The organism is Microcoleus sp. Pol11C3 (genome assembly GCF_036701485.1).
Taxonomy (GTDB): domain Bacteria; phylum Cyanobacteriota; class Cyanobacteriia; order Cyanobacteriales; family Microcoleaceae; genus Microcoleus.
Genome location: NZ_JAUBQW010000063.1, coordinates 1 through 26,564, shown reverse-complemented (window position 1 = coordinate 26,564; position 26,564 = coordinate 1). Strand labels below are relative to the sequence as shown.

The 26,564-nt window shown below is 45.7% G+C and carries 21 protein-coding genes; 11 read left to right on the top strand and 10 right to left on the bottom strand.

Translation table 11 applies throughout. The features are described 5' to 3' along the window. Positions 1–61: 61 nt before the first annotated feature. From QUA40_RS15685 to QUA40_RS15675, 3 genes are all read left to right on the top strand, one after another. Positions 62–1,204, top strand: coding sequence for a DNA cytosine methyltransferase (locus QUA40_RS15685; protein ID WP_333127350.1), 1,143 nt, complete (start codon positions 62–64; stop codon positions 1,202–1,204). Between the two features lie 127 nt (positions 1,205–1,331). After that, positions 1,332–1,862, top strand: coding sequence for a deaminase domain-containing protein (locus QUA40_RS15680; protein ID WP_333127348.1), 531 nt, complete (start codon positions 1,332–1,334; stop codon positions 1,860–1,862). Positions 1,863–2,002: 140 nt separating this feature from the next. Further along, the gene (locus QUA40_RS15675) at positions 2,003–2,650 is read left to right on the top strand and encodes a hypothetical protein (protein WP_333127346.1); all 648 of its coding nucleotides are present in this window, start codon (positions 2,003–2,005) and stop codon (positions 2,648–2,650) included. Positions 2,651–2,701: 51 nt separating this feature from the next. Here the strand turns inward: QUA40_RS15675 and QUA40_RS15670 are convergent, their stop codons facing one another. Together QUA40_RS15670 and QUA40_RS15665 are read right to left on the bottom strand one after the other, a co-directional pair. Continuing rightward, a complete protein-coding gene (locus QUA40_RS15670) occupies positions 2,702–3,937 on the bottom strand; it encodes a class I SAM-dependent methyltransferase (RefSeq protein WP_333127344.1) in 1,236 nt (411 codons plus the stop codon). 243 nt (positions 3,938–4,180) lie between these two features. Further along, positions 4,181–5,365 (bottom strand): NAD(P)H-quinone oxidoreductase subunit H, encoded by a 1,185-nt coding sequence (locus tag QUA40_RS15665; protein WP_333127342.1) that lies wholly within the window; start codon positions 5,363–5,365, stop codon positions 4,181–4,183. A gap of 58 nt (positions 5,366–5,423) precedes the next feature. Here QUA40_RS15665 and rsmH point away from each other — a divergent pair, with 58 nt between their 5' ends. From rsmH to QUA40_RS15650, 3 genes are all read left to right on the top strand, one after another. Continuing rightward, positions 5,424–6,326: a 16S rRNA (cytosine(1402)-N(4))-methyltransferase RsmH gene (gene rsmH, locus QUA40_RS15660; RefSeq protein ID WP_333127341.1), complete on the top strand. Its 903-nt coding sequence runs from the start codon at positions 5,424–5,426 to the stop codon at positions 6,324–6,326. A gap of 568 nt (positions 6,327–6,894) precedes the next feature. Further along, the gene (locus QUA40_RS15655; protein WP_333127338.1) at positions 6,895–8,565 is read left to right on the top strand and encodes a SpoIIE family protein phosphatase; all 1,671 of its coding nucleotides are present in this window, start codon (positions 6,895–6,897) and stop codon (positions 8,563–8,565) included. 515 nt (positions 8,566–9,080) lie between these two features. Next, on the top strand, positions 9,081–9,503 hold the full coding sequence (locus QUA40_RS15650) for an ATP-binding protein (RefSeq protein WP_006633914.1): 423 nt from the start codon (positions 9,081–9,083) through the stop codon (positions 9,501–9,503). A 451-nt stretch (positions 9,504–9,954) separates the two neighbouring features. On the opposite strand, the gene QUA40_RS15645 is transcribed toward QUA40_RS15650, so the two are convergent. Then, positions 9,955–10,389, bottom strand: a complete 435-nt coding sequence (locus QUA40_RS15645; protein ID WP_333127336.1) for a nuclear transport factor 2 family protein — start codon at positions 10,387–10,389, stop codon at positions 9,955–9,957. A gap of 347 nt (positions 10,390–10,736) precedes the next feature. After that, entirely contained in the window at positions 10,737–11,699 is a 963-nt protein-coding gene (locus QUA40_RS15640; protein ID WP_333127334.1) for an orange carotenoid protein N-terminal domain-containing protein, read from the bottom strand. 209 nt (positions 11,700–11,908) lie between these two features. Between QUA40_RS15640 and queG the strand changes: the two genes are divergently transcribed. Then, positions 11,909–12,880, top strand: a complete 972-nt coding sequence (queG, locus tag QUA40_RS15635) for a tRNA epoxyqueuosine(34) reductase QueG (RefSeq protein ID WP_333127333.1) — start codon at positions 11,909–11,911, stop codon at positions 12,878–12,880. A gap of 169 nt (positions 12,881–13,049) precedes the next feature. Further along, on the top strand, positions 13,050–13,688 hold the full coding sequence (locus QUA40_RS15630; protein ID WP_333127331.1) for an HAD-IA family hydrolase: 639 nt from the start codon (positions 13,050–13,052) through the stop codon (positions 13,686–13,688). A gap of 151 nt (positions 13,689–13,839) precedes the next feature. Here the strand turns inward: QUA40_RS15630 and QUA40_RS15625 are convergent, their stop codons facing one another. Then, positions 13,840–14,667 carry an SWIM zinc finger family protein gene (locus tag QUA40_RS15625; RefSeq protein WP_333127329.1) on the bottom strand — a complete coding sequence of 276 codons (828 nt, stop codon included), beginning with the start codon at positions 14,665–14,667 and terminating at the stop codon, positions 13,840–13,842. A gap of 220 nt (positions 14,668–14,887) precedes the next feature. Beyond that, positions 14,888–19,591, bottom strand: a complete 4,704-nt coding sequence (locus tag QUA40_RS15620; RefSeq protein WP_333127326.1) for an SNF2-related protein — start codon at positions 19,589–19,591, stop codon at positions 14,888–14,890. Positions 19,592–20,040: 449 nt separating this feature from the next. On the opposite strand from QUA40_RS15620, the gene QUA40_RS15615 reads away from it, so the two are divergent. From QUA40_RS15615 to QUA40_RS15605, 3 genes are all read left to right on the top strand, one after another. Next, complete coding sequence (locus QUA40_RS15615; RefSeq protein WP_333127324.1) at positions 20,041–22,194, top strand: polyribonucleotide nucleotidyltransferase; 2,154 nt, start codon at positions 20,041–20,043, stop codon at positions 22,192–22,194. A 265-nt stretch (positions 22,195–22,459) separates the two neighbouring features. Next, positions 22,460–22,675: a hypothetical protein gene (locus QUA40_RS15610; protein ID WP_333127323.1), complete on the top strand. Its 216-nt coding sequence runs from the start codon at positions 22,460–22,462 to the stop codon at positions 22,673–22,675. 3 nt (positions 22,676–22,678) lie between these two features. After that, positions 22,679–23,056: a hypothetical protein gene (locus QUA40_RS15605; protein ID WP_333127321.1), complete on the top strand. Its 378-nt coding sequence runs from the start codon at positions 22,679–22,681 to the stop codon at positions 23,054–23,056. A 49-nt stretch (positions 23,057–23,105) separates the two neighbouring features. Here the strand turns inward: QUA40_RS15605 and QUA40_RS15600 are convergent, their stop codons facing one another. The 4 genes from QUA40_RS15600 to QUA40_RS15585 all read right to left on the bottom strand — a co-directional run bounded on the left by QUA40_RS15600 (position 23,106) and on the right by QUA40_RS15585 (position 26,399). After that, a complete protein-coding gene (locus tag QUA40_RS15600) occupies positions 23,106–24,296 on the bottom strand; it encodes a Rid family detoxifying hydrolase (RefSeq protein ID WP_333127319.1) in 1,191 nt (396 codons plus the stop codon). A gap of 196 nt (positions 24,297–24,492) precedes the next feature. After that, positions 24,493–24,987 (bottom strand): peptide-methionine (R)-S-oxide reductase MsrB, encoded by a 495-nt coding sequence (gene msrB / locus QUA40_RS15595; RefSeq protein ID WP_333127317.1) that lies wholly within the window; start codon positions 24,985–24,987, stop codon positions 24,493–24,495. Positions 24,988–25,066: 79 nt separating this feature from the next. Beyond that, positions 25,067–25,780, bottom strand: a complete 714-nt coding sequence (locus QUA40_RS15590; RefSeq protein ID WP_333127314.1) for a molybdopterin-dependent oxidoreductase — start codon at positions 25,778–25,780, stop codon at positions 25,067–25,069. A 10-nt stretch (positions 25,781–25,790) separates the two neighbouring features. Further along, entirely contained in the window at positions 25,791–26,399 is a 609-nt protein-coding gene (locus QUA40_RS15585; RefSeq protein WP_333127312.1) for a cytochrome b/b6 domain-containing protein, read from the bottom strand. Positions 26,400–26,564 lie beyond the last annotated feature (165 nt).

Below are 26,564 nucleotides of genomic sequence, written 5' to 3'. Positions count from 1 at the left end.
GGTATGATGACACTCTTGTGGTGGGGGCATCCAGCCCGCCCTTGGGTAACTTTACACTCCTATGTTAATCGAACGTCTCCAGCCGATCGCCTGGACAAAAAAACCGCGACTCATATCCTTATTTTCTGGTTGCGGCGGCATGGATTTGCCATTCCACCAAGCCGGGTTTGAGGTAGTTTGGGCGATCGACTCCAATCAATACGCCTGCAAAACATTCAGCCGAAACATCGCCGATGTCATCGTCAACGACAGCATAGAAAATATAGACATTGCACAAGTTCCCGAAGCAGAAATATGTATAGGAGGGTTCCCCTGTCAAGATTTCTCCCTAATTTGGAAACGTCCCGGACTTGAAGGAACCAGAGGCAATTTATATACATATTTTCTAGATTTTGTCAATAAAAAAAAGCCCAAAGCTTTTGTAGCAGAAAACGTCAAAGGCTTATTAAGCGCCAATAATTATCAAGCAATCAAACAAATAATTTCCGACTTTGAAAGTATAGCACCTGGTTACTTAGTTAAACCTAAACTCTACAACTTTGCTGATTACGGAGTTCCGCAATTTCGCCAAAGAGTGTTATTAGTTGGCATTCGGATGGATACAGGATTTAACTTTGTACATCCTCAGCCAGAATACGGTCAAAATCGCAAAAATCCTTATCGAACTGCCGGCGAAGCGCTCAAAAATGTAGACACAGTTATTGACAACAACAAACATCATAAAATTCAAGCCCGCACCGTTGAAATTTTAAATCGAATTAAACCGGGAGGCAATTTTTCTGATATTCCCAAGGACAGTCCATACTATGTCAAAGGCATGATCAGTCACGTTTATCGGCGAATTCATCCAGATAAACCATCATCGACAATCATTGCTGGTGGAGGTGGCGGAACTTGGGGTTATCATTATTTAGAACCGCGTTCTTTGACAAATCGTGAAAGGGCAAGATTGCAAACATTTCCCGATGATTTTGTTTTTGAAGGTTCTACTACTGAAGTGCGGCGGCAGATTGGCAATGCAGTGCCGCCGCAGGGAATCGCTGCTGTTGTGGAGTCTTTAATTCCGCTATTTAAGGGGGATTATCCCCAAGTTGATTTATATGAAATGAGTAAAAAGTTGCAGGAAATGTCAATTCAAGAACGATTAAAACACGCAGAATTAGAAGTTTCAGATCGCCCCAGTTTATTAGAAAGTGTGGTATAATCAAAATACCTGAAGTCAGACGAAGCTTTAAGCTTATGTCTAATTCAGGTTATATTTTTATTTTTAGACTTAAATTTAATCGCATGAACAAAAACTCAACTACAGGAAACCCCTATAGATTAATCGCATGAACAAAAACTCAACTACAGAAAACCCCTATAGAAACACACCTCATTACGAGTATCCCGAAGACATACCTGAGTGCCATGCGGACATCGTAGAGGAACTACAGACGAAAGTTCAATATATTCGGTTGATTCATATCCAAAAAGGAGATTCAAATAAAAAAAATCGTTCTGGCAATGCTGCTGTTGTCAAGTTGGAGATCCCGACAGGCAAAGTCTATAACCTAGAAGCTACCAGCAAGCGAGATCCTCTGAATATTCCAGGTGAAGAGGATGGGCCAAAGTTGTTTTTTGAGCCAAGGCTTGACAGAATAGCATCCTGCAACAACAAAGAACACGCTGAGTACAAGATTTTCAATGCACTTGCAGAACAGTTGGAAAGGGATGATGTTTCTTTGGAGGTAGAAGGAATACTCTACCTCTACACTGAGAGAGAGATGTGTTCAGGTTGCAACATTACTTGTGATGAGGACTTTAAAATGAAGTTTCCGAATATTCAAGTGATTATCTTCTACAAGCAGCCATATCATTAGAAGTACAGGATAGAAAGTCAGTAGAGCTTACCAGGGGTTTACTGGCTTCTCTGGGCAAGGTAGAATGGAGGTGATATGAAGATTAATATTACCTTGCTCCTAGTTTACGATTAAGAAAAATACATAAGGAGGGAAAGTCAATGATACAGTTTGACATAGGTCATTACACCGATTTCAAGTTGCCCAACAATTCAGATATTCCAGAGCAATTACAACAAACACTTCATACAGTTTGGGACAGAAAGTATCGCGATTTATACGAAAGAGGTGGAAAGTGCAATGTAGAAGAAGCTTTTGTAGAAGTAATGACAGCCTTTGGAATGCCTAATGATCCAATGTCCCATCAGCGATACGTCTATATGGCTTATGGAATAGCATTAGCAGCTAAACCGACGATTAAACATTACTTTCCGGAAGAACACAAAGCTGATATCGTTGAAGGAATTGTATCTTGTTGGCTGAAGGATAGTTGTGAAATCCCAGAAACTTGGGCAGATACCTTGTTTCCTAATATCAACAAAATTGGAAAATATCAAGCTACTGACGAAGCTTATAATATTTTCTACGGCTTGCTGCAAACACTCAACATCAAAACAGCCTATAATGCCATCTTGGATATTTTGTATGATGCCATTACTGGGGACGCCATTTCTGGTTTTACTGAAGCCCGACGAGATATGTTTAATTGGTGGTTGATCGAGGTGATTCCTGCTGCCTATGGTTTAAAGCTGCCATCTACTTTATATTCTGGAAAATGGGAATTTCCGCCGCTGAGTCAGTGCGCTTAAGTGATGACAAAAGTAATTGGAAAAGAGTGCGTGTTGCTGATTCTAGTTAACTTAAGGCACCGTGAAACCTTTGAGCGATTCCCTACGGGATAGCTTCGCTTCATGCACTTTTTCCTCCTCCCTCAACCCCTTCGACTGCACCAAAACCCCAAAACCCCCCAAACCCATCGGATCAATCAATTGATGCAAAGCCTCCCGACGCCGCAAAAACGTTGCGACATCCAATACTTCGGCATCATTTGTAGACAGAGAAGCAAGGCGATCGCCCAAACCCAACGCCATCAAAAACAAAGCCTGCTGAGTAAACCCTACCACATCCAAACCGCACAATTCACCCTGCCTTTCCAGCGCCGTAAAATTAACATGAGCCGTTAAATCCTGCCGCCCCACATTAATATAAGGATTATTGTGATATCGGTGGTGATAATAACACTGTAGTGTCCCCTCGCTGCGCCTCGGATTGTAATAGCGGTGCGCCGGATAACCGTAATCAATAGTTAACAAATATCCCCGCTGCAACTTTTGAGCAACTGTACTCATCCAGTCCAAAGCTACCAAATTCACTTCACTGCGATAACCATCCCCATAAACACTCGCCGACAAATCGATGCTTACCAAATCAAAATATTCAGCAATTTTAGGCGTGGAAACTTCGCCAACTACCTCAACAAATTTTATTTCTTCTTGCTCATTTTTTGGTATTTCGGCGGCAACGTAAATCTCCCTAACTTGCCCTTGTTCCAAAATAAATTGATGCACGGGTAAAGCATCTACTAACTCATTAGAAAAGAAACAACCGACAATAGAGTTATTAATTATTTCATCCCAATTACACCACTTAACACACTTGATATCGGCTAACACTTGCCGCTGTTCCGCTTGGAGTACAGGGGAAACTTCAATAATGATATATTCTAAAATCTGAAATAAATCGGGATATTGCCGTTGCAGATATTGCAGCACATTTTCGGCAAAATTTCCCCGCCCAGCGCCCATTTCTACGATCGCGAAATTGAAAGGGCGATCGAGCAATTCCCACATTTCTACAAACTGATCCGCCAAAACCTCCGCAAAATCAGCACCCCAATGAGACGAGGTGATAAAATCGCCTTGTTTGCCGATCGACGGGCGATCGCTATTATAGTAACCGTGCTGCGGATGATATAATGCCAAATCCATATATTTCGCAAAAGTAATACGCCGCTGCGGGCTGGCGGCAATTCTTTCGCAGATTAAAGCACAGAGTTCCGAGTTGCTGTCATCCATATCTAATTGCTGGACTGTCATAATTTATTGAATCAAAGTTGATGTTATTTCATTTGTGAAGAAAAGATTTTTTTTATTAACCGCAGAGGGCGCAGAGGGCACAGAGGAAGAGAGAAGAGAGAAATCAGGTACATTTTAGCGATGTTAATAGCAATATTAATCGATATCCATCTGCGTTTATCCCCGTTCATCTGCGGTTAAAAAAATTTAACCCGGTTCCCACAAAAAAACCGGGTTAAATTATCAGAGAAAAACCGACAAAACCTACCTATCAACCGAGCCCATAATAATGTCGATACTCCCCAAAATCGCTACCAAATCCGCAATCTTCACACCGCGAACAATGTGAGGCAAAATCTGCAAATTATTAAAATCTGCAGCCCGAATCTTCCAGCGCCAAGGAAACACACTATCATCCCCGATAATATAAATCCCCAACTCACCCTTGCCGCTTTCAACGCGGACATAATGTTCGCCCTTGGGAATCTTAAAAGTCGGGGCAACTTTTTTGCCAATAAACTGATAGTCAAAACTATTCCATTCTGATTTTGGCCCGCTTTCTAAGCGCTTCGCTTCCAAATTCTCGTAAGGGCCGCCGGGGAGTCCTTTCAAGGCTTGATAGAGAATCTTAACCGACTCGCGCATCTCCCGAATCCGTACTAAATACCGGGCTAAACAATCGCCAGCAGCTTCGGTACAAACTTCCCAGTCGAAGTCGTCATAACATTCGTAATGGTCAACTTTCCGCAAATCCCAGTTCACGCCGGAACCGCGCAACATGGGGCCGGAAAGTCCCCAGTTAATCGCTTCGTTGCGGGAAATCGTACCCAGGCCTTCAATCCGGCGGCGGAAGATTGGATTGTTGGTAATTAAACGTTCGTACTCGTCAATCTTGGGAAGGAAGTAATCGCAGAAATCTTCGCACTTATCTACCCAACCGTAAGGCAAATCTGCGGCAACTCCGCCAATGCGGAAATAGTTATTATTAACCATGCGATAACCTGTGGCTGCTTCCCACAAGTCGAGAATTGGTTCGCGATCGCGCATAGTATAGAAAAAAGGAGTTTGCGCGCCCACGTCCGCCAAAAACGGCCCTACCCACATCAAGTGGTTAGCAATCCGGTTCAACTCCAGCATAATTACCCGAATATAACTAGCCCGTTTGGGGACAGCAATATTTGCCAACTTTTCCGGTGCATTCACTGTCACCGCTTCGTTAAACATCCCGGCAGCGTAGTCCCAGCGACTCACGTAGGGGACGTACATCACGTTGGTGCGGTTTTCGGCAATTTTTTCCATCCCCCGGTGCAGATAGCCCAAAACTGGCTCGCAGTCCACCACATCTTCCCCGTCTAGGGTGACGATTAGCCGGAGTACCCCGTGCATTGAAGGGTGGTGCGGCCCCATGTTGAGCACCATCGGTTCGGTTCTAGTCTCAATTCTTGACATAATTAAATGAATTAATGATTACTGACTATTGTTGATTTTTGTTTCGCTGTTATAGATTATGAAGGATATCGAGCTCTCTGAGAAGGAGACCCTTGGATCAGATGTCAGTATTGACACCTATCACGTTCCAGTTTTGGGTCAAGAATTAATTGCAGGTTTGGCTGTGCGTGCAGGCGGGCACTATTTGGACGCGACGCTTGGGGGCGGCGGACACACGAGTTTGATTTTAGCGGCGGCCCCAGATGTTACAGTGGTGGCGATCGACCGCGATGAACAAGCCATCCGTTTTTGCCAAGCGAGATTTGCCAACTCGCCCGTTGAGTTTTGGCACGGCAACTTTGCTGAATATCAGTCCCCAGAGGCCGAATTTGATGGTATCATAGCAGACTTGGGCGTCAGCTCTGCTCAGTTCGATACACCGGAACGAGGATTTAGTTTTCGCCACCCAGCTCAACTAGATATGCGTATGAACCAGCAGCAATCTTTGACGGCAGAAGAGATTATCAACCACTGGGAAGAAGTTAAACTAGCAGATATTATTTACAAGTACGGCGAGGAGCGACTGTCGCGGCGCATCGCAAGGCGGATTGTGCAAGGGCGTCCTTTTCAAACTACAACAGAACTTGCAGGGGCGATCGCCTCTAGCTTCCCTCCCAAGCAGCGCAACGGCAGAATCCATCCGGCCACCCGCACTTTCCAAGCTTTAAGGATAGCCGTTAACTCCGAACTAGCGTCTTTAGAAACTTTCCTCAACCAAGCGCCAAGGTGGTTAAAACCAGGTGGGAGAATCGGAATCATTACATTTCACAGTCTGGAAGACCGACCAGTCAAGCACCAACTCCGAGGAACAGCCAACTTGCAGGTACTGACAAAAAAGCCGATCGGGCCACAATCCGAAGAAGTAGCTAGAAATCCCCGCTCTCGTTCTGCTAAGCTCAGACTGGCAGAAAGATTAACTTGATTCGGCAGTCGTAGTAATATGCTTGCTGCAAAAAGTTCAGAGATTAGGGGGACTTGAATGCAGCAATCAAGTGCGATTGGGCACAGGTGTAGGGAATACCGCCAACAACCCACCGCTAACCCTCCTGGTATAGTGGGACTTGATATTCAGCCGATTTAGACCACACTCAGGTAGCAATACCGGGGTTAGTAGTAAGTGTTAAAATTCACACCGAGGACATGACGCAGCTAGTTAAGATATCTGCAATCAGACCATTAATTAGTCATTGGGGCGGCTGGTGTTTTTAGAAAAGTACCGACTGCTAACACGGTCGTTGCTCGTTTCAAAGCGCGAAAGCTGACTAGCGAATTTTCCCTATTGAAGCGGCCTACCGAGGCGGGTTACAGTATCGAAAGCCTCTCATCTGTTGTGCGAACAGATGGTGCGAAAGGAATGCTCACCTTAAGGTAAAACGGGTTTCTTTAACTCAACTTGACGTAACTGATATGTTGCATATATCCAGCCCCCCTTTTCCTCCCGCCACCTTGCTGAATACAGCTATGGTGGGGGTTTTCAAGGGGGAAGAAAGATGAGTAGGGGAGATGGAAGCAAGCTGAAACTGATGGTAGTCGATGACGAACCCGACAACTTGGATTTATTGTACCGGACGTTTCGACGCGACTTTCAGGTTTACAAAGCAGATAGCGCCCTCAGCGCCCTGGAAGTTCTAGACGAACAGGGCGAGATGGCTGTGATTATATCTGACCAGCGGATGCCAGAAATGAATGGCACCGAGTTTTTGGGGAAAACAGTCGAGCGATTTCCCGATACGATTCGGATTCTGCTAACGGGATACACCGATGTTGAAGATTTGGTTGAGGCCATCAACTCAGGTCAAGTTTTCAAATACATCACCAAACCGTGGAATCCAGAAGAACTCAAATTGGTGATCAATCAAGCCTCAGAAACTTACAAATACTACAAGCAGCGCAGCGTTGCATTGCGCCGCGCTTTACGCAAGGAATCTCTGTTCAATGAGGTAATGAGCGTGATTCGCGGGTCGCTAGATTACTCTAGTATGGTACAAACTATTGTTCAAACCGTAGGTCAAACTTTTGAGGCCAACTATTGTATGCTGCGGCCGGTAGAGACCGATCGACTATTGCCGAGTACCTTCCCTTACCAAGCCCAAACCGAGGATGCCAGTAGTTTTTCTTTTGATGAAAATTTGCTGGTTCAAGCCGTAGCCACCCGCCAAACTCAAGTGAACCCAAACAGTGGGGGGGACGGTAAATCGGTTGAGATTGCCGTACCCCTGACTTACCAGCAAGAATTGCTGGCGGTACTGGCTTTGTGCCAGATTGGCGGAACTAACCCTTGGTCGGCAGAAGATATAGAGTTAATAGAAGGTGTAGCAGCTCAAGCTGCTCTCGCCCTGTCTCAAGCTAAGCTCTACCAGCGCACTCTGGATTTAGCCAAGCAGATGCAAAACGAGTTGGAAGTGGCTCGCCAAATCCAAACAAACTTGTTGCGCCAAAGTTGGCCGGATTTTGAAACTGTCAGGGTGCAAGCTTGCTGCTATCCCGCGCGGGAAGTTGGCGGCGACTTTTTTGAAGTCTACGTCCACTCCCAAGGGGATATTTGGATAGCGGTGGGAGATGTTTCGGGTAAGGGAGTTCCGGCTGCTCTATTTATGGCCAGCGCGATTTCGGTGATGCGACGGGAACTTTCCCAAGAAGTTTCTCCCGAACCCGATCGAGTTATGCACAATATGAATAGCAGTATGTCTGACGACCTGATCGGCAACAACCATTTTATTACAATGGTTGTAGCTCGTTACACTCCGTCAACCGGACACCTGGCCTTTGCTAATGCCGGTCACATTTACCCGATCGTTTGGTCTCACTCGGAGGTAAAAGCTCAAGCCGCTAGCGGTAAAACGCCAGCCGAGCCGAATTTCCTGAAAGCTCGTGGCATTCCTTTGGGGATACTACCAGTTTGGAGAGGCAAAGCAGGTGCGATCGAATTAAAGTCAGGAGATGTATTTCTGCTGACGAGTGACGGAATTACTGAAGCTAGCGTGACCACTGAAGTCGCAGGGGGTGTACCAACCCGTTCTATGCTACAACAAGAAGGGCTTTGGCAACTCTTGATTCAGGAACCTGGTTCCTTCAGCTTGGACAATTTGTTGGCTTACATCCGAGCAGACAATCCCGTTCAAGAAGACGACCAAACCATACTCTCTCTGGAGGTTCTTTGAATGTGTCAGCGACTCCCGACGTATAGTCGGGGGTGAGGTGAAAGTCTAAAAAACTTAAGCCCTGCTTGTTGACGACCCATAGAGTAGTCCTGCAAAGGACGGCGTTATCGTCAACAGTAAAAAACCACAGTAAAAAAACCTAGCTGGCGATGACGCAGCTAGTTTCCTGAATCGCTTTCCTGGGGGATTAAATACCTGTAAAGGGTTAAAGTAGAAGGCATTCGTCAGAAATAACCAACGCTTAAAAGCCAGGGATTGAAACAAAGATTTTTTATACCTCGCTGCTTGCAGTCTCGGTATAATTATCAACTGTTAATGGGCTTTAGACCCATAACTAAAGTTTTCAACTATACTCTTAACTTCTGCCTTCTACCGAATGACGAATGCCTGATTTTTAAACAAAAAAGGCTAGCATCCCCCGATTAGCGACAAGTATTGAGGCCGAATAAATTCGGCGCGTCGTGTTTCATACCTGGTGTGAAGACACAGGATTTTCAAACTTACGGGATTTTTTTATGAATACTGAGCTTCATGTGCCAAGCGACTTGCGGTTTTTAACAATAGTTGAAAATTGGTTGCTGAGCAGTTTGGAAGTAGAGCTAGGAGAGCACGTCGATTGGCCGCGTCAGTCGAATCGTTTGCGCTTGGTGTTAGCAGAAGCCTATTCTAACGTGATCCGCCATGCTCACAAAGATCAACCCAATTTGCCCGTGTTAATTCGCTTGAATTTAAAAAATAGGGATATTGGTTTAGAAATTTGGGATTACGGTAAAGGTTACGAAATGGATACTTACAATCCCCCGAGGCCGGAAGCTAAACAGGAAAGCGGCTACGGCTGGCTGATTATGAGTAGACTTATGGATCGGGTGGACTACACTTTGCAAATAGACGGTCGCAACTGTCTAAAGTTGGAAGCGAGTTTGCCGGAAAAATCTTAATTAGTCATTAGTCATTGACAATGCACTTTTTGACTCGCTTGGGCTGTCTGCCGCACGGTGCGGTGACAGCCACTTTTTCGTTCAGTATCGTCCCTCTCGCTTGAGACTGTAAGGAATGAGAATTAAATAACTTCCACAAGTTTGTGGGATGGGCGTCCCGCCCGGCCAAAAAGGACCGGCGGGACGCCCATCCCACAAAAACAATTAAAAATGTAAGTTAATTTAATTCGCGCTCCTAAGATTGTAGGGGTACAGGCACGAGCGCACAAATACCCAAGAAACGGGATTTTTATACAGTGAGTGGCACTTCACCAAAGATTTGGATAAAAACCCGGTTTCTGCCTCATTCTTGCCAAAAAAAGCCGATTAACCTATCGATCGCACGACTTTAGCTATTACGTGCGATCGACAGGTCAAACCAAAATAGATAATTTCAATGTGAAACAGCTTATCAAACATCAAAGTTTTTCTGTGACCGCAGATTTAGCAATTCTTGGGGAGAAGCTAACAGTTTGACCGTGACAGAAAGGAGTTTTTGATCAGAATTGAGCAACAAGAGCCATCCGACATTAACACCAAATGCGGAAGTTTGCACCCGGCCGCTGACCTGAACTTCTACATTGCCATCTTCTAATATTTGGCTGACACCTTGCTGGGGTTCGAGCTGCATTCCTCGTGCTTCTGTTTTTAGATAAGTAGCGATCGAAATCCTGCCGGTAATTGGATCTTCAAACGGCGCGTGCAGAACCCCGTCCTCAGCAAATAAATTAGCCGTCGCTTCAAAATCGCCCGCGTTTAAAGTTTCAAAATATCGCAGTACCGTTGGCATTGTGATGCCGGCAATCTTTATAGAGCTAGTTATAATAGGTCGAGTTGTTGTGGTCATAAAACAAGTGATTTCAAATGAATGAGTATACTTTAATCATTCTCTTTGCCACAGCAAATCCCTCAAAAGATATAAGTAGGGCTAGGAAAATAATTCTCCGAAAAAAGGAGGAACCGGGAACCGGAAAGCGTCGAGCGCAGCTTTAAGAGCGATCGACCAAAATCAATACTACTTTCAAAAAATGCAAGTGTAGGCAAGCTGCAAACCCTTATACCATCAGTCATTTCCCATCCTTCAATTCTTGAATCTAAAATTTAAAAGCTAAAATCTAAAATGATATAAACCCAGACACCTAATGGCATCTGGGTTTCTGGGCAAGCCTGTTTAACAGAGCCAACAAGAATATTCTATTTGCGGATCAAATTGAGCAATTCCTTCGGAGATGCCAACAAGTCGATCGCCACAAAGAAAATTTGACCTTGGGGATCGAGCAAAAACCGCCACGCGATGTTCATTCCCACATTCGATCCGAACCAGGGAGTTTCGACTTTGCCGGTGACTTTCACTTGGCGGTAGCCATCTTCTGCGGGTTCGGATAGGCCTTGCTGCGGCATCATTTTCAGTCCGATGCACTCTTCCCGCATATAGTTGAGGATAGCTTCGCGACCCACGATCGGCTTTTGGAAAGGCGGTTGCAGGGCACCTTCTTCGGCAAATAAACCGACGGCTGGGGTGAAGTCGAAAGCGTTCATGTAGTCGATGTAGCTGAGCACAGTCTGCTCGGTGATACCCTCAATTTTGGTTTTCACCCGCTCTTCAGGAGCGGTGGGAGTGCTGCGGGGGGCAGAGCGTTTGCCGTACTCTTGGCTGAAATCGGGGTCGTAGCCCATGTGAACTACGGTATTGCGGAGTACAGTAATTTGTTGACCCGGATCTAGTTTCTTGATGGTTTCTAGAACTGTGGTGGCTTCGGGAGACATTTGATAGCCAGCGGGGATCGGAGCGACAAGACCCTGTTTCATCAACTGTCCCAACTCGTACCAGAAACCGAGTTTGGTGTTGACGCGCAAGGAAGTGTAAATCCGACCTATCGTAGTGTCGGCGTTGCTGGCTAGGTCAAACATGGTTTTGCTTTGAGCAGCAGGCGACATTTGCTTGATTTCGCTCAGTATGCCTTCGACAAGCGCCATGCTGGCTACTCCCGGAGCTGCTGCGGTGATGGTAATGCCCATTTCGGTGTAGGCATACCAGAGCAAGGCTAGTTGGTCTTCAACGCTGAGTTTGTAGAACGCTTCCGTGGTAGCCGGAACAACGCTAGCAATCTCGGTGTTTGAGAAAATAGATTGAGCTGATTGAATGCTAACTGCCATGTGTATGCTGTGAGATTCGCTGTCGGTTTTACTTGCGTACTTGAATTAGCGAATCGAATTCTCCCTAAATTAAATTATGTAACATTTTTGACATTTTGGAGTTCAAATTTATAAATATAAAGATTGTGAAATTATTATCAATTCTGTCCCACAATTAATCTTAAGATTAGTAGACTTATGGCGCAATTTGTGCTGTGGTTCCTTACCAGATGAAAAAATCAATTAATAGCGATCGCATTAAGCAAAAAGCCCTTGAGTTGGGATTTCACAAAGTCGGGATAGCCTCAAAAGACGCGGATTTCGATCGAGAAAAACAAAGATTGCAGGCTTGGCTGGACAAGGGTTATCAGGCGGATATGGCATGGATGGCAAACCCGAAACGGCTGGATATTCAATTGGTGATGCCAGAGGTGCAGTCATTAATATGTGTCGCCATCAACTACTACACACCTCACCAACGCCCCTCAAATATCCCTTGTGAGGGCGGGGGCGGGGGCGAGGCAGCGGTCGAATATGCTAAAATCTCTCGCTACGGTTGGGGACGGGATTATCACAGAATTCTGCACAAAAAACTGAAGGTTTTGGCAAATTGGGTGCGATCGCAAGGCGAGGGAATTGAAGCGCGGTATTATGCTGATACCGGGCCGATTCAGGATAAAATGTGGGCGCAACGTGCCGGGATTGGCTGGATTGCCAAAAATGGTAATGTAATTTCCCGCGAATACGGTTCTTGGGTGTTTTTGGGAGAAATCTTGACTAATTTGGAGTTAGCACCCGATGAGTCCCATACGCAACATTGCGGTACTTGTACTCGCTGCATTGAGGCCTGTCCGACCGGGGCAATTACTGAGCCTTTTGTGGTGAATGCCGATCGATGTATAGCTTATCACACGATCGAGAATCGAGCCGAAAAACTGCCCGACGAAATTGCATCTAATTTACAAGGTTGGGTAGCAGGTTGCGATATTTGTCAAGATGTTTGTCCGTGGAATCAGCGATTTGCTAAACCAACTGATGTTGCCGAGTTTGAGCCTTATCCTGAAAATATAGCACCGACACTTGCAGAATTAGCTGACATTTCCGACGAGGAATGGAACCGCAGATTTACCGCTTCGGCGCTGCGGCGCATAAAACCCGAAATGCTGCGCCGAAATGCGAAAGCAAATCAAATTAACCCTTAAAAGTTGAGATGTTCGTCAGGGTGCTTAGGGGCACCTTACCCTATAGATAATAACCCTAGGGTATGTACCGATCGCCAAGAGTCAATACATTATGCAGTAAGTTGTTCCCCCATCTAAAATCTAAAATCTAAAATGGTATGATCCTTCGTTCCTTATTTGCTATTGTCCAATGACCAAAGTAATTATTTTTGATTTTGACGGTACTTTAGCAGATACAATCGATATTCTTCTGAGCATCACCAACCGTTTGTCAGCAGAATTGGGCTTTAAGTCTGCGACCAAAGAGCAAATCGCTCAACTGAGCAATTTAACTTCTTGGCAACTCCTTCAGTATTCGGGCATTTCTATCTTCAAATTCCCGGTGTTGATTAGAAGGTTGAAAGCAGAGTTACGCAGCGAAATTCCCAACATTCAATTATTTCCGGGAATTAAAGAAGTGTTACTGGAGTTAAAAAAACTGGGATTTCAACTGGGCATTATCACATCTAATTCCCGAGAAAACGTCTTGGCATCGCTGGAAAAAAATGGTTTGCAAGACACTTTCACATTTATTTACTCGGCTTCAACTTTTGGTAAACATAAAGTTATTAATAGCTGGCTAAAAAGAGAACATATAAATCCTCAACAAGTCGTTTATGTGGGAGATGAGATCCGAGATATAGACGCAGCTAGAAAAACAGGAATTAAAGTAGTTGCTGTAGGTTGGGGCTTTAATTCTCAGGAGGCTTTGGCTGCACACAGTCCCGATTTTTTGATTAAACGCCCCCAGGAATTGATAGAGATTATGATTAATTTGCGGGAAGTGTAAACTGAAATTGCAAAAAGTAAGACTCGTTGGTTGAAATCTATTCTACACAACCTCTCGTTCTAGCAGAGAGGGACTAAAGAATAAAAGGGGTATGAAAGCCTGATTTGTTATCAGCCCGAGTCCCTAGTATCATCTCTGCGAGTAAATTATGTTACTCTCCTTCGCCCCGTTTCAGTGCCGCTAAAACTGCTTGCTGGCTAACTGCTTGGTAGATTTTGCTAAAATGCTGCTTTAGTGCATCAGATGCGGGCGAGGATTTGCTAGCGGTTCCTTTTCCGTCGGTTGCGAGGGGAATTGGGCCTAAGATATCTAATACTGTTTCGCTGCTGGGCGGCGGCACAATCACTACTAAAGATGATTCTAGCTGCTGGTTGTATTCCCAAAAGCGATCGACCTTCGGCAATTTAGCATTCGCAGTGGGGGAATTTTCGCCGGAGTTGAGTTGGGAATTTTCCTCTCCCTGCGTACCTCGTCTTTGACGGAGTGCTGTCAAGATTTGCTCTTTGGTTCTCCCCCGCAGTTGAAAGAGTACAAAGGGGTCTTCGCTAAAGCGATCGCCCAATAAGTAGTATACTGCACTGATGTGTTTGCAAGGGTTTTTGGGGTCAGGACAGCTACAGCGCGATCGAATCTCAGATAAACTTAACGGAAATAGCGTTTTGCCGGCGGCCGCAAATACATCCTCAATATTGTGTGGCATTTCTCCTGCTAGTAATTTAGCTGAAAAAACTGCTCTTTGCGACATATTTTCAATCACATAATCCCAATCTTCATCGCTCAATGTATCGAGCCCTAAAGAAACTTGATAGGGTTTGGGATCTGTTCCTTGAACTAGGGCGATTACTTCTTGGTTAGGGAACTTAATGCTAAGAACTTTACCCTCGCGCGCGTATTGCCAGCCACGTTCTAAGCGCTTTTTGAAGCGGTAGGTATTTATTAAATCTAACCACTGTTGTGTCCACCATTCTCTGTCAATCATAAGCCGAAGGAAGAAGGAAGAAGGAAGAAGGAAGAAGGAAGAAGGAAGGAGAAAGAAAGCTTTAGTTATCTAGGAGAGTCAGAAACCGGGTTTTTTACCAAAAAACTTGACTGTAACCTTTAATCCTGTTAGAAAACCCGGTTTCTTTGATCAGAGTGCGTAATTCCTCTGATGGTTGAGAACTAAAGTCCTAACTAGAAACAGAAGAAAATTAAACACATTACTCTTCTTCCGTTTCTATGATAGCATTGCGATCGAGGATTAGTAAATTCCGAAGTTGGTCTGTATCTAGCTCGGTGAGCCAGTTTTCGCCGGCGCTGACAACTTGTTCGGCTAGAGCTTTTTTGCTTTCAATCATATCGTGTATTTTCTCCTCTAACGTACCAGTGCAGACAAATTTGTGGACTTGCACATTGCGGGTTTGACCGATGCGAAATACGCGGTCAGTTGCCTGATTTTCTACTGCGGGATTCCACCATCTGTCATAGTGGAAAACGTGGGTTGCTCTGGTTAAGTTCAAACCTGTGCCGCCTGCTTTTAAAGATAAAATCATAATCGGCGGGCCTTGGGGGTCGTGCTGGAAGCGATCGATCATTTCTTCCCGCTGCTGTTGCCGAATTCCTCCGTACAAGAACAAAACTTCTCGCCCTAAATGCTGTTCTAGATGCGGTTTCAGGAGTTTTCCCCATTCGGCAAACTGAGTAAAAATTAAAGCCCGATCGCCCTCAGCGATCACCTCTTCCAACATTTCTACCAACCGCTGCAATTTCCCCGATTCCTGACTCTTAATCCCCAATTCTTTCGGCTTAGCTTCTGCTTTCACAAGTGCCGGATGGTTGCAAAGTTGCTTGAGTTTTACCAGCAAAGCCAGAATCATTCCCCGGCGCTGAATACCTTCGGCTGAGTCTAATTCAGCTATTGACTCTTCGACTATTTTCTGATACAATACCGCCTGTTGAGCTGCCAGCCCGCAAAATACAGTCATCTCCTGTTTTTCGGGCAAATCTTGGATGATTTCTTTGTCAGTTTTCAGGCGGCGGAGGATGAAAGGCCGAACGAGCGAGCGCAAAGTCTGCAAAGATTCTCGATCGCCGTATTTCTCGATTGGAATTGCAAATCGGCGCTGAAAGAAATTGCGCGGCCCCAAATAGCCAGGATTGAGAAACTCTAAAATTGACCACAATTCTTGCAGTCTATTTTCCACCGGAGTTCCCGTCAGCGCAATTCTAAAAGATGCCTCTATTTGCCGCACAGCTTGCGACTGCTTCGCCTCGGAATTTTTAATATTTTGCGCTTCATCTAAAACCAATCCTTGCCATTTAATGCCTTGAAATTCCTTCGCATCGCGAAACACCAGGGCGTAACTGGTAATTATTAAATCCTTTCCCTTAATTGCCGCAGCAAATGCTTTGCCTTTAGCGCGTTTGTCTCCGTGGTAAACTAATACTTTCAGCGTCGGGCCAAATTTCTTGACTTCGCGCTCCCAATTGCCCAATACCGATGTCGGACAAACCAGTAATGTCGGTGCTTCTAGGGCATTTTGTTCTTGTAAGTGCAGGAGAAAAGTGATTAACTGAATAGTATTGTGGCACAAGATATTATTGGCAACAAAATTGTGATGCTTGCTCAACTCAAAATCATAAACCCACCCGCTGTACTCAAAATCCTCAATTTCCTCTATTCGGCAATAAAATACTTCGCGATCGAGTATAAGTTGCAAATTTTCTCGGACAGTATCTAGCTGCGCTACATTGAGATTGGCATAAGCCTCTAGGGTCTGATTCGTCCATTTAGAAGGCTTTAGCTGGCGGTACTCATGCTCTGCGGAACCACCAAGCACATTTTCCATACCTGCTACCACCTTTTCTAGACTGATGCGGGAAAACTGCTGGGAACCGTTAATATAAACAGGATTGTGCATTCCGAAATGCCGTAACGGCAGTTTGGTCATCTCCACTGCATCGGCAACAATATCCGAAACCGGAATTCCTTCGACATTTGTATTGGCATTAACTTCGCAAATTTCCTCTAATTTACGCTGTTTTTCTGGATCACCACAGCCAATCTCCTGCAAAAATATGCGCGCTGAGTTACCGCCGAAAGTACCGATATAATAGGTGCGAAAAATACCGCTGCCATTGGTGGCGCGTTTCTGTCTGGTGGCGATTCGCAGCCAAATTCCAAAGCGCCGCAGCAATGTAGAAAGTTGTTGGATGATTAAATGCGAAGCGGTGCTAATTTCGACAGTCCGCATTTTAGGAATGACAGAACCTTCAGCATCAAAGTAGTTTTTGAGAAAAATCCGTATGCTGTCCAGATTGGCTTGCATGATAAATTCTGGGAAGCTTTTCTCGGCTGACAGTTTCCCCCACTCGTAGCCTTTAGACTCAAGAAAGCTTTGGTACGATCGACTACACACAGCTAAATATGCTGCTCTTTGCTTACCGGGAGTACGAACAGCAGGATTATTGATTTTTATTCCATACTTTTCGCTGAGCCTATGGAGTGCGACACGTAGCTTTTCCAGAACTGTCGCATCTTTTTGTGCGATCGAGAGTACAGCCCGATCGCGCTGCTCATATCCCTCAGCAATCTGCCAAGCCAGAAACTTGACCAAATCGGGATCTTCCGCCTTTCCTTCCCAATACAATTTAGCAGGAACGCAAACATAATCTCCAACCTTTAGGTCATTTGTCCAGCCATCGCGTCCTAACAATTTGTGACGGCGGGTAATTGTGATGCTGCTACCATCTTGTAGTTTGATTGTTCGCAACTTTTCTTGCACCTGCTGGCGGTAAAGTCGTCGAATAGTCGCCTGTACAATTTTGCCTGTTTCCTGATTTATGGAATTTACCAGTAATTGCTCGTTAGGTTCAGACCAAAAGCCCTCACCGTCGAATTCTGTTTTTCCGGCATAAGCTTCCCATATTTTTTCAGCTTTTTGTAAAAAACCATTGACAAAAAGCAAACTTTGTGGTAAGAGGCATTTACCTAGCCCCATATCGTCCGCGAGACAAGCGCCCAAACCCCAGCGTTCTAAGAATGCTAACCAGCCTGCTCCTAGCGCTTGATAAGGCCGCAATTGTCCTCGGAAACTAGCCGGAGTTGCGATCGCACTTACCGCTTGATTATCGCTCAAAGTATTCAACAATTCCTGAAGTTGACCCGTAGCCTCAAAATTCACCACAGGCAATTTTTCGATCATCTGAGTATCGCCCGACGCCAAACGCAAAGCATCCTCCAAAGAAAGAGTCATTTGCTCTTTGCGGCTGGCAAAAAAAGTTTGAGCCGCTTTCACATCGGGCGCGCGCAACTCCACCCACTCGCCGTTAATTTCCACCAAAGGCGAATTCAACGCGATCAATCTGTCAAATTCTGCCTTAGAAAGGCGCTGTCCGCCGATCGTCAATTCCCACTTAAAATTTAGCAGACTTTGCAATCCCAGCCCACCTTTCGCCGGAGTCACTTTCGGAGTTTCCGCTTGAATGCTCAAACCCAAACGACTCGCCCAACCATCTGTCTTTGTCAAACTCGGCGGCAAAACTACACCCAACCCGCTATCAGCAAAGCGCCAAGCTACAGACTTAATAAACTCGTAAGCTTGCAGCGGATTTAATTGACAAGATTGAGGCCGCTGTGCTTGCAAACTTGGTTCAATTAACGGATAAAGTTTCGAGGCTAAACCCAAGCCGCTGAGCAAAGTTTCTTGAGGCAATTCTATTGTCCGCCCCGCATAAGCCAAACGCTCGACTGAGTTGTTCCAAATAGTTGTCGCGTCTACCAAAAATTCCGCTTCATCTGCTGCTTGCAAGCAATAATTTAAACTCCAGTTGGCTTTACCAGGAGATGGCGGTATGAGTTGAAAGCAAGTGCGAAATTGACTTTGTTGAGATAATTGATTTTGCAGCGGTGCAGTCCAAGCAGTCAGCTTGGTTGCCAAGTTTTCCAATGCTGCTGTTTCTACTTGAACTATCCCAGATTCCTGCTGCAAAGCTTGCAGCCAGTCGCGCACAGGAGAAACTGCTTTGATGTCTAAAGTAGAGCTACCAGCAGATCGCACTTGACTATCTACAATACTACTCAAAAAGCCTAACACCAATTCCTCCGCCCCCATCGGCAAATCTACCGCTAAAGGCAATTGACTGGATTCTTCTTCTTTTTCCCCTCTTCCTTCTTCCGACTTCCATCGGACTTCTTCCTTCGATTGATATGTTCGGCAAGCCGTCGGCATTTGCTTGACAAAAGTGGCAAGGCGGAGTGTATCTGTAGAACTATCTAACAACGGTTGCCATTTGGCAATAGCAGAACCGTCCGACTGTTTCTCCAATCCAGGCAAAAATTTGCATCTTGCCAACAAATCCAAACTCCACCTAGCAATATGAGACCAAAAACGCAAATCTGAGCCGACAAAAGAGTCGGGTTCCGTGCTGTTAAGCGGTAGTGATTGCAAGAAAACAAAAGCTGCTTGAGGGTTGAGACAAAAACCCTCAACTTGCCAGGGATAAAGGTAAATTTCCTCGGTTTTAGCCGGTTCCTCAAGTGCTGCTGCTGAGTGCTGCGGTATAAGATTTTCGTTCGATTCTGAGATTTGGGTGGGAAGTGCGATCGCCCTAATTTCCCTTTGAATTGAGAGGTTTGGTGCGGGAATTTCTGCGACGCTTTGAGTTTTGGACACTCGCCTAGTTTTTTTGATTTTTTCCGGTGGAGTTTCTGCGGTTTCCGGTAATTGCCAGTTGAGTTTTCCCGACTGGTGCAAGGAATTTAGGAAAGTCTTAAATTTCGATTCGGTCATTGCTAAGGGATGCGGTAGATTGCTCCCCGATTCTAGGGTTTCAATTACCCCAATTTTTCGCCAAGTTTCTCCCCAAATAAATAAGCAACTTTTTTCATTCTCTAGAAGCCAACTGCCGTGTAAAATTGCCATTTTTTTAAATCCTGATATTTTTATTTAAGTGGAAGGTTGAATACTGCATTTATATGGGATTTATGAAAATTTTATTTAAAACAGACCAAGGATATTTTGAGCCAGATAGGAATTAGGGAGAACCTGTATATGTAGGTGATCCGTTTGCACCTTACCGCTTATTCCGTGTCCTAGATAACTAAATGCTTCTTCCTTCTTCCTTCAACGTCCCAATTCCCAAACGAAAATTGATCGTACCATCTATGGAAGGCGTTTAGCGGACGATCGACCGGAGAATCAACCCCGGAGTGCAAAAAATAATTCTAGAGTATAAATGCTTACAATCGAGGCGCAGACAGTCGATCGCCCGCCGATTCTCTCTCTCTTTTGGCGTCGGACTCTCAAACATCCTGTGGTAATGTTACGATCCCGACAGAGAAAGAATGTGGTAGATAAGGAAGCAGTGCTACATGGTAGAGATAGACAAGTCAATATCCTTCGATGGACGGGATATTAGACTGAAGATTGGTTTACTAGCGCCTCAAGCAGGCGGTGCAGTTTTGATTCAGTCGGGTGACACGGCGGTTTTAGTTACAGCGACTCGATCGCAGGGGAGAGAAGGAATTGATTTCCTGCCCTTGTTGGTGGATTACGAAGAGAGACTCTACGCTGGCGGTAAAATTCCCGGTGGATTTTTGCGAAGGGAAGGGCGTCCCCCAGAAAAAGTGACTTTGACTGGCCGTTTGATCGATCGACCGCTGCGTCCGCTATTTCCAAGCTGGCTGCGAGATGACATCCAAGTTGTAGCAACAACGGTTTCGATGGACGAACAAGTGCCACCGGACGTTTTGGCGGTAACGGGCGCTTCCGTAGCGATTCTACTGGCGAAAATGCCGTTTTACGGGCCGATGGCCGCGGTACGAGTCGGTTTGGTAGGGGACGATTTCATCATCAACCCCACCTACAGCGAAATCAAAGAAGGCGAGTTGGATCTCGTGGTAGCCGGTTCTCCTGATGGAGTAATCATGGTGGAAGCCAGCGCTAACCAATTGCCGGAACAGGATATCATCGAGGCGATCGACTTCGGCTATGAAGCAGCCTGTGACTTGATTCAAGCCCAGCGCGAAATTATGGCGGAATTGGGGATCGATTTGGTGGTAGAGGAACGGCCATCGCAAGATTCGGCCCTAGAAAACTTTATTCGCGATCGCGCCCAAGAACCCATCCGCATCATTTTGTCAAGATTTGAAAAAGACAAAACAATACGGAATGCAGCTTTGGACGAAGTTAAGGCAAATGCAGTCGAATCTGCGATCGCCGAACTTGCCGAAGACGATCCGGTAAAACTAGCCGCCACCGCCAACACCAAAACGATCGGCAACGTTTTCAAAGACGTTACCAAAAAAATGATGCGGAAGCAAATCCTCGAAGATGGCGTCCGTGTAGACGGCCGCAAGCTAGACGAGGTGCGACCCGTTTCTTGTCGCGTAGGCGTGCTGCCGTCGCGAGTACACGGCTGTGCGTTGTTTAATCGGGGCTTGACTCAAGTCTTGTCCGCAGCTACCCTGGGAACCCCAGGCGACGCCCAAGACTTAGGAGACGACTTGCACCCGCAGCAAGACAAACGCTACCTGCATCACTACAATTTCCCGCCGTTTTCGGTAGGAGAAACCAAGCCGATGCGATCGCCCGGACGCCGAGAAATCGGTCACGGAGCCCTCGCAGAACGCGCTTTACTGCCCGTTTTGCCATCCAAAGAAGATTTCCCCTACGTCATTCGCGTAGTTTCAGAAATCCTTTCTTCCGACGGTTCGACCTCAATGGGTTCAGTTTGCGCCTCAACGCTAGCATTAATGGATGCAGGCGTTCCCCTTTCCCAACCCGTCAGCGGCGCGGCAATGGGCTTAATTAAAGAAGGCGATGAAGTCCGAATTTTGACTGACATTCAGGCAATTGAAGACTTTTTAGGCGACATGGACTTCAAAGTAGCCGGTACCGACACCGGGATTACTGCTTTGCAGATGGACATGAAAATCAAAGGTTTACCCCTAGATGTGATTGCCACCGCCATCCGCCAAGCCAAACCGGCGAGACTGCACATTTTAGAAAGAATGCTGGCAACCATCGACACTCCCCGCAAGGAAATGTCGCCGTTTGCACCGCGTTTGCTAACCCTGAAAATCGATCCAGAATTTATCGGTTTGGTAATTGGGCCTGGTGGTAAAACGATCAAAGCCATCACCGAAGAAACCGGTGTCAAGATTGACATCGAAGACGACGGAACCGTGACAATTGCCGGCAACGACAGCGAAAAAGCTCAGCGGGCTTACAACATTGTCCAAGGCATGACGCGCAAGTTGAATGCAGGAGACGTGTATGTCGGCCGCGTAACTCGAATTATTCCGATCGGCGCTTTTGTGGAAATTCTGCCAGGAAAAGAAGGAATGATTCATATTTCCCAGTTAGCGGACTACCGCGTCGGGAAAGTGGAAGACGAGTTAGCTGTGAACGATGAAGTGATTGTCAAAGTGCGAGAAATTGACAATAAAGGTCGAATTAATTTGACCCGTTTGAACATTCATCCCGACGAAGCGGTAGCCGCCCGCGAAGCGCTGAATAAATAGTTTAGGGTTGGTAATTGGTAATTGCTTGGACGGTAATTGCTAATTGCTGATTTCTCAGTGGTAATGGGTAATTGCTAGAAGGTAATTGCTCGTTGCTTCAGGAGATTCAATCCGGTTGTTTCCGGTTGATTTGGGTGTGGAGTGCGCGACAGCGACAGATCAATTGCGATCGGCTGTGGGAGTTAAGACAGTCGCGCACTTTACCCTTCGATTCCTAGAATCTCCGCGCTAAGATTTTGACAGATATTGATTAATGGCGATCGATATGACATCAACACCCCGCTACGATCCAGACGAGAATATTAGTCGTCACGGTGCAAGCGATCCAGAACAATGCGAAAAAATGGCGCAGCGTCAGGGGTGGGAACTGCTGCGGTGGCAAAAAACAAATGACCCGATATTGAAGGTGGATGGTATCTTTGAAGGGTTGACAGAATTTCCACCAAGTCAATACGAACCCGAACATGAGAGGGAGGAATAATCAATGCCGAAACGGTTGATCGTGTTCAAGACTGAATCGCTATCTTCCCCTGGATGGGAGGATCGATCGCTCTCCCATACAGGTGCTCTAACAAGTATCCTGGCAGAACATTATGATTACTCAAGCAAACCTCTGCCTCAAACGGGCGATCGCCTGCGACACTTTGCCCAATTTACCGAGAGTACAGAGCCTAAATCCCCTGGTATCAGCACTCATGTTCGCTGGGGAGACTGGGAAGTGTCGCGCGTAGAGGAGTACGCTCCCAAGATGCCGAATGCTGAGTATGACTGCTTAGCGGTGTGCTATTGTCGTTACTCACCCATTGAGCATGAGTGGAAGGAACTGCCGAAGCTTCAGGTTCCCAAATTACAAGAACATTGACGCGCCGGTTGGCCTAAAATATGGTTGTCGGGCGATCGACTAACCGAGTTTAAATAACAGCAATACAGTCAATCTCTACCAACACATCCTTCGGCAAACGCGAAACCTCCACACAAGCACGCGCCGGTGCAGTTTCGGCATCAAAATACTTCCCATAAACCGCATTCACAGCGGCAAAATCATTCATATCTTTGAGGAAAACCGTAGTTTTTACCACATCCAACCAAGTCGCGCCGGCTTCTGTGAGAATCGCTTCGAGATTTGCCATAACTTGTTCGGTTTGTTTTGCCACATCGTCGGTGTAGACAATATCGTTTAGTCTAATGTCGATCGCAATTTGACCAGCTACAAACAGCATAGTGCCCGTTGCGGCGATCGCTTGATTGTAAGGGCCCACGGGTGCGGGTGCTTTGTCAGTACGAATAATTTTGCGAGTCATAGATATCACTTTTTGGGATTGTTGCTGAGTGGTTGCTTTGCTGGAAATTTCTTGATCGGAGGTTTTTGGCTGGTAGAGTTCTCCATCTGGCATTATCGCATCAGTGAAGTCTGCATTTTCGATATTCCAGCTATAGGTTTGAGCATCAGTCAAGTCTGCTTTTTTAAGGTTGGCTCCCTCCAAATTGGCTGTCATCAAATTTGCTTTTTCAAGCACAGCTCTTTCGAGATTTGTCCCTGCCAGACAGGCTTTTTTTAAGTTTGTCCCTGTGAAGTCGGCTGCCGTAAGATCAGCCTCAGCCAGATTAACGCCTGATAAGTTAAATGCAGACAGATTAACGCCTCGGAGTTTGGCTTTATGAAAGTTGGCATCTTGGAGGCTAGAACCTTCTAACTTTACTTGACTCAATTCTGCTCCTGTCAAGTTTGCCTTAGTCAAATTTGAATAGCTCAGATTTGCTCTACTTAAGTCTGCTTCCTTCAAGGAGGCTTTAGCTAGCGATACAGAGTTTAATTTGGCATCACTCAGATTTGCATTGTCCAGCTTAGTATTACTCAAATTGGCATTACTGAGGTCTGCCTTACTCAAATCAGCACCGCTGAGGTAAGCCCTACTTAAGTTTGCTCCATAGAGGTTTGCCTCAGTAAAGATTGCCTCACTCAACTCAGATCCAGACAAATTTGCATTCAGTAGGTTTATTTCACTCAAGTCTGCACCTTTGAGGTCTATCCCACTTAACTGTGCGTTCTTAAAGTCGCGTTGTCCTGCTGCGTATTTTTCTAAAAGTTCTTCAGCGTTCATTCATAACCTCGATCGCCCTTTCGTCCCAAAAATCACTATACCATCCGCGCGAATCCGCGTGTACCTGCGGTTTGGCGCGTCGATAATTATGGGATTCCACAGCCCGCGGTGCAAGAAACCGGGTTTCTACGAGAATTTAAGCATCCTCACCGAGATTTACGCAGAAACCCGGTTTCTTTATCACAGCGAAAGAACCTCAGCCAGCAATAAACTTCATAGCAACACCATTCATGCAGTAGCGTTTGCCAGTAGGGGCAGGGCCATCATCAAATACGTGACCCAAATGCCCGCCACAGCGACGGCAATGCACCTCAATTCTAGTCCCAAACAACGAATTATCGATCGATGTGGCGATCGCCCCTTTGATAGGATCGTAAAAACTTGGCCAACCAGTACCGCTATCAAATTTAGTTTGCGACGCAAAAACTGGCAAATTACACCCAGCACACGCATAAATCCCCTTCCCGTATTGCTTATCGAGAATGCTAGTATGAGAGCGTTCAGTACCGTGTTTTCGCAACACATCAAACTGTGCCTTAGTCAAAATTTTGCGCCATTCTTCCTCAGTTTTAGTAACTTCAAAAACACCATTACCAGCAGCCATAACATTTGACTTTCCAGGCAAACAGGACGATAACCATGCCATGCTTACTGTGGCTACACCAGCTTGTAAAAAAAATCGTTTATTCATGATACATCATCCACTTGCTAATTAATACCAATTCTGAAAACTAAGGATACTGCCTAATTCAGGCTTCTCAAACACATTATTATAGCCCTCCAAACCACTCGTAACCTTGATCCTCCCAGTAACCCTTTTCAGGCAGCAATTCAGGAACTAATGTAATTCGAGTTACCCACTTACTCTGTTTGTAACCCAGCTTAATTGGAGATGCGAGGCGTAAAGGCGCACCATTCTCAACACTCAGAGGATTACCATTCTTCTGATAAACCATCAAAGTCTGCGGGTGCAACGCCGAAGGCATATCCCAACTCTCGTAATAGCCATCAGCAGACTTAAAATAAACGTAGCGAGCATTTGCCTTGGGTTTAGCAAGGGCCACCAAATCCCGCAGCCGCACCCCGCCCCACTGCACAATAGCAGCCCAACCCTCCACACAAACATGGCGAATTGTCATTACACTCAAAGGCATAATCTGAAGTTGTTCTAGACTGAGGTTGAGGGGACGATTTACCTCACCATCAATTATCAGACGGAAAGCTTTTGGATCGATGTTTGGAGTAGAATCAAAGGTATTGATAATTAAGGCATTTGGCTCGATCGCACTTGCAGGAAATTCCGGTACGAGTTTTTGAGGATTCAACAACAAAGCTTCAACACTTTGGTTGAAAGGTTCAAAGGTCTTCCCGATTATATCAGATTGAACTAACCCGCAACCACCTAAAAGTAAACCAATGCTAGAAAGTCCAGATAATTGGAGAAATTGGCGGCGCTGCCACAAACGAGGAGAGTCTGGAAACATTAAGAAACCTCTACCTAAAAATTGACTTAATCAGGCGCACACCCCCTACTTGGAGGCCCAGCCAAGAGTGAATTAGTGCAAAGATAATGACAGTAGGAACCGATATAAAGTGAACGACTCTCAGCGCCTGCCAACTACCGAATAAATCAACAATCCAGTGGAATTGAGCAGGTTTATACATTCCCATTCCGCTAACTAAAGCTAGCAGCAAAACCGGAATAATTGCTGTGTAAGCTAGGCGGTGCCACGAATAATTTTTGCGTTTCTGATTCTGAGAATTCTGCAAAGCTTTCAGGTCATTATAGCCGAGAAAACGATGCTGCCAGCGGCGGGTGATGAAAATATAGACACCGTACCAAAATAGATTGAGTGCGAACAACCACATGGCGGCGAAATGCCAATGTCTGCCGCCAGCCAGCCAACCGCCTAGCAAAAATATGGGTGGGAATTGCCATCCTCCCCGCCCACCAAAAACCGGATTCGAGTTGTAAATTTGCAATCCACTGCCAATCATCATCACGAGACTAATGATATTTAACCAGTGAAATAACTTCGCCAAAGTAGCCTGACTCGGTAAAGGTTTAGACCGAGGTTTTTTAGAAGGATCAGATGAATCCATAGTGCGTAAGGGTGACAACAACAGGACTTATGGAAAACCTCTATAGCTAACCTGAATCATTTGTATTAACTGGTTCCCAGGTTCCAGCCCTACCGTGTACACACAAGTTGATTCTGAGCTAGTTTCCATCCCAAAAAGATGGATTCAAACTGTCGGAGTCCATGA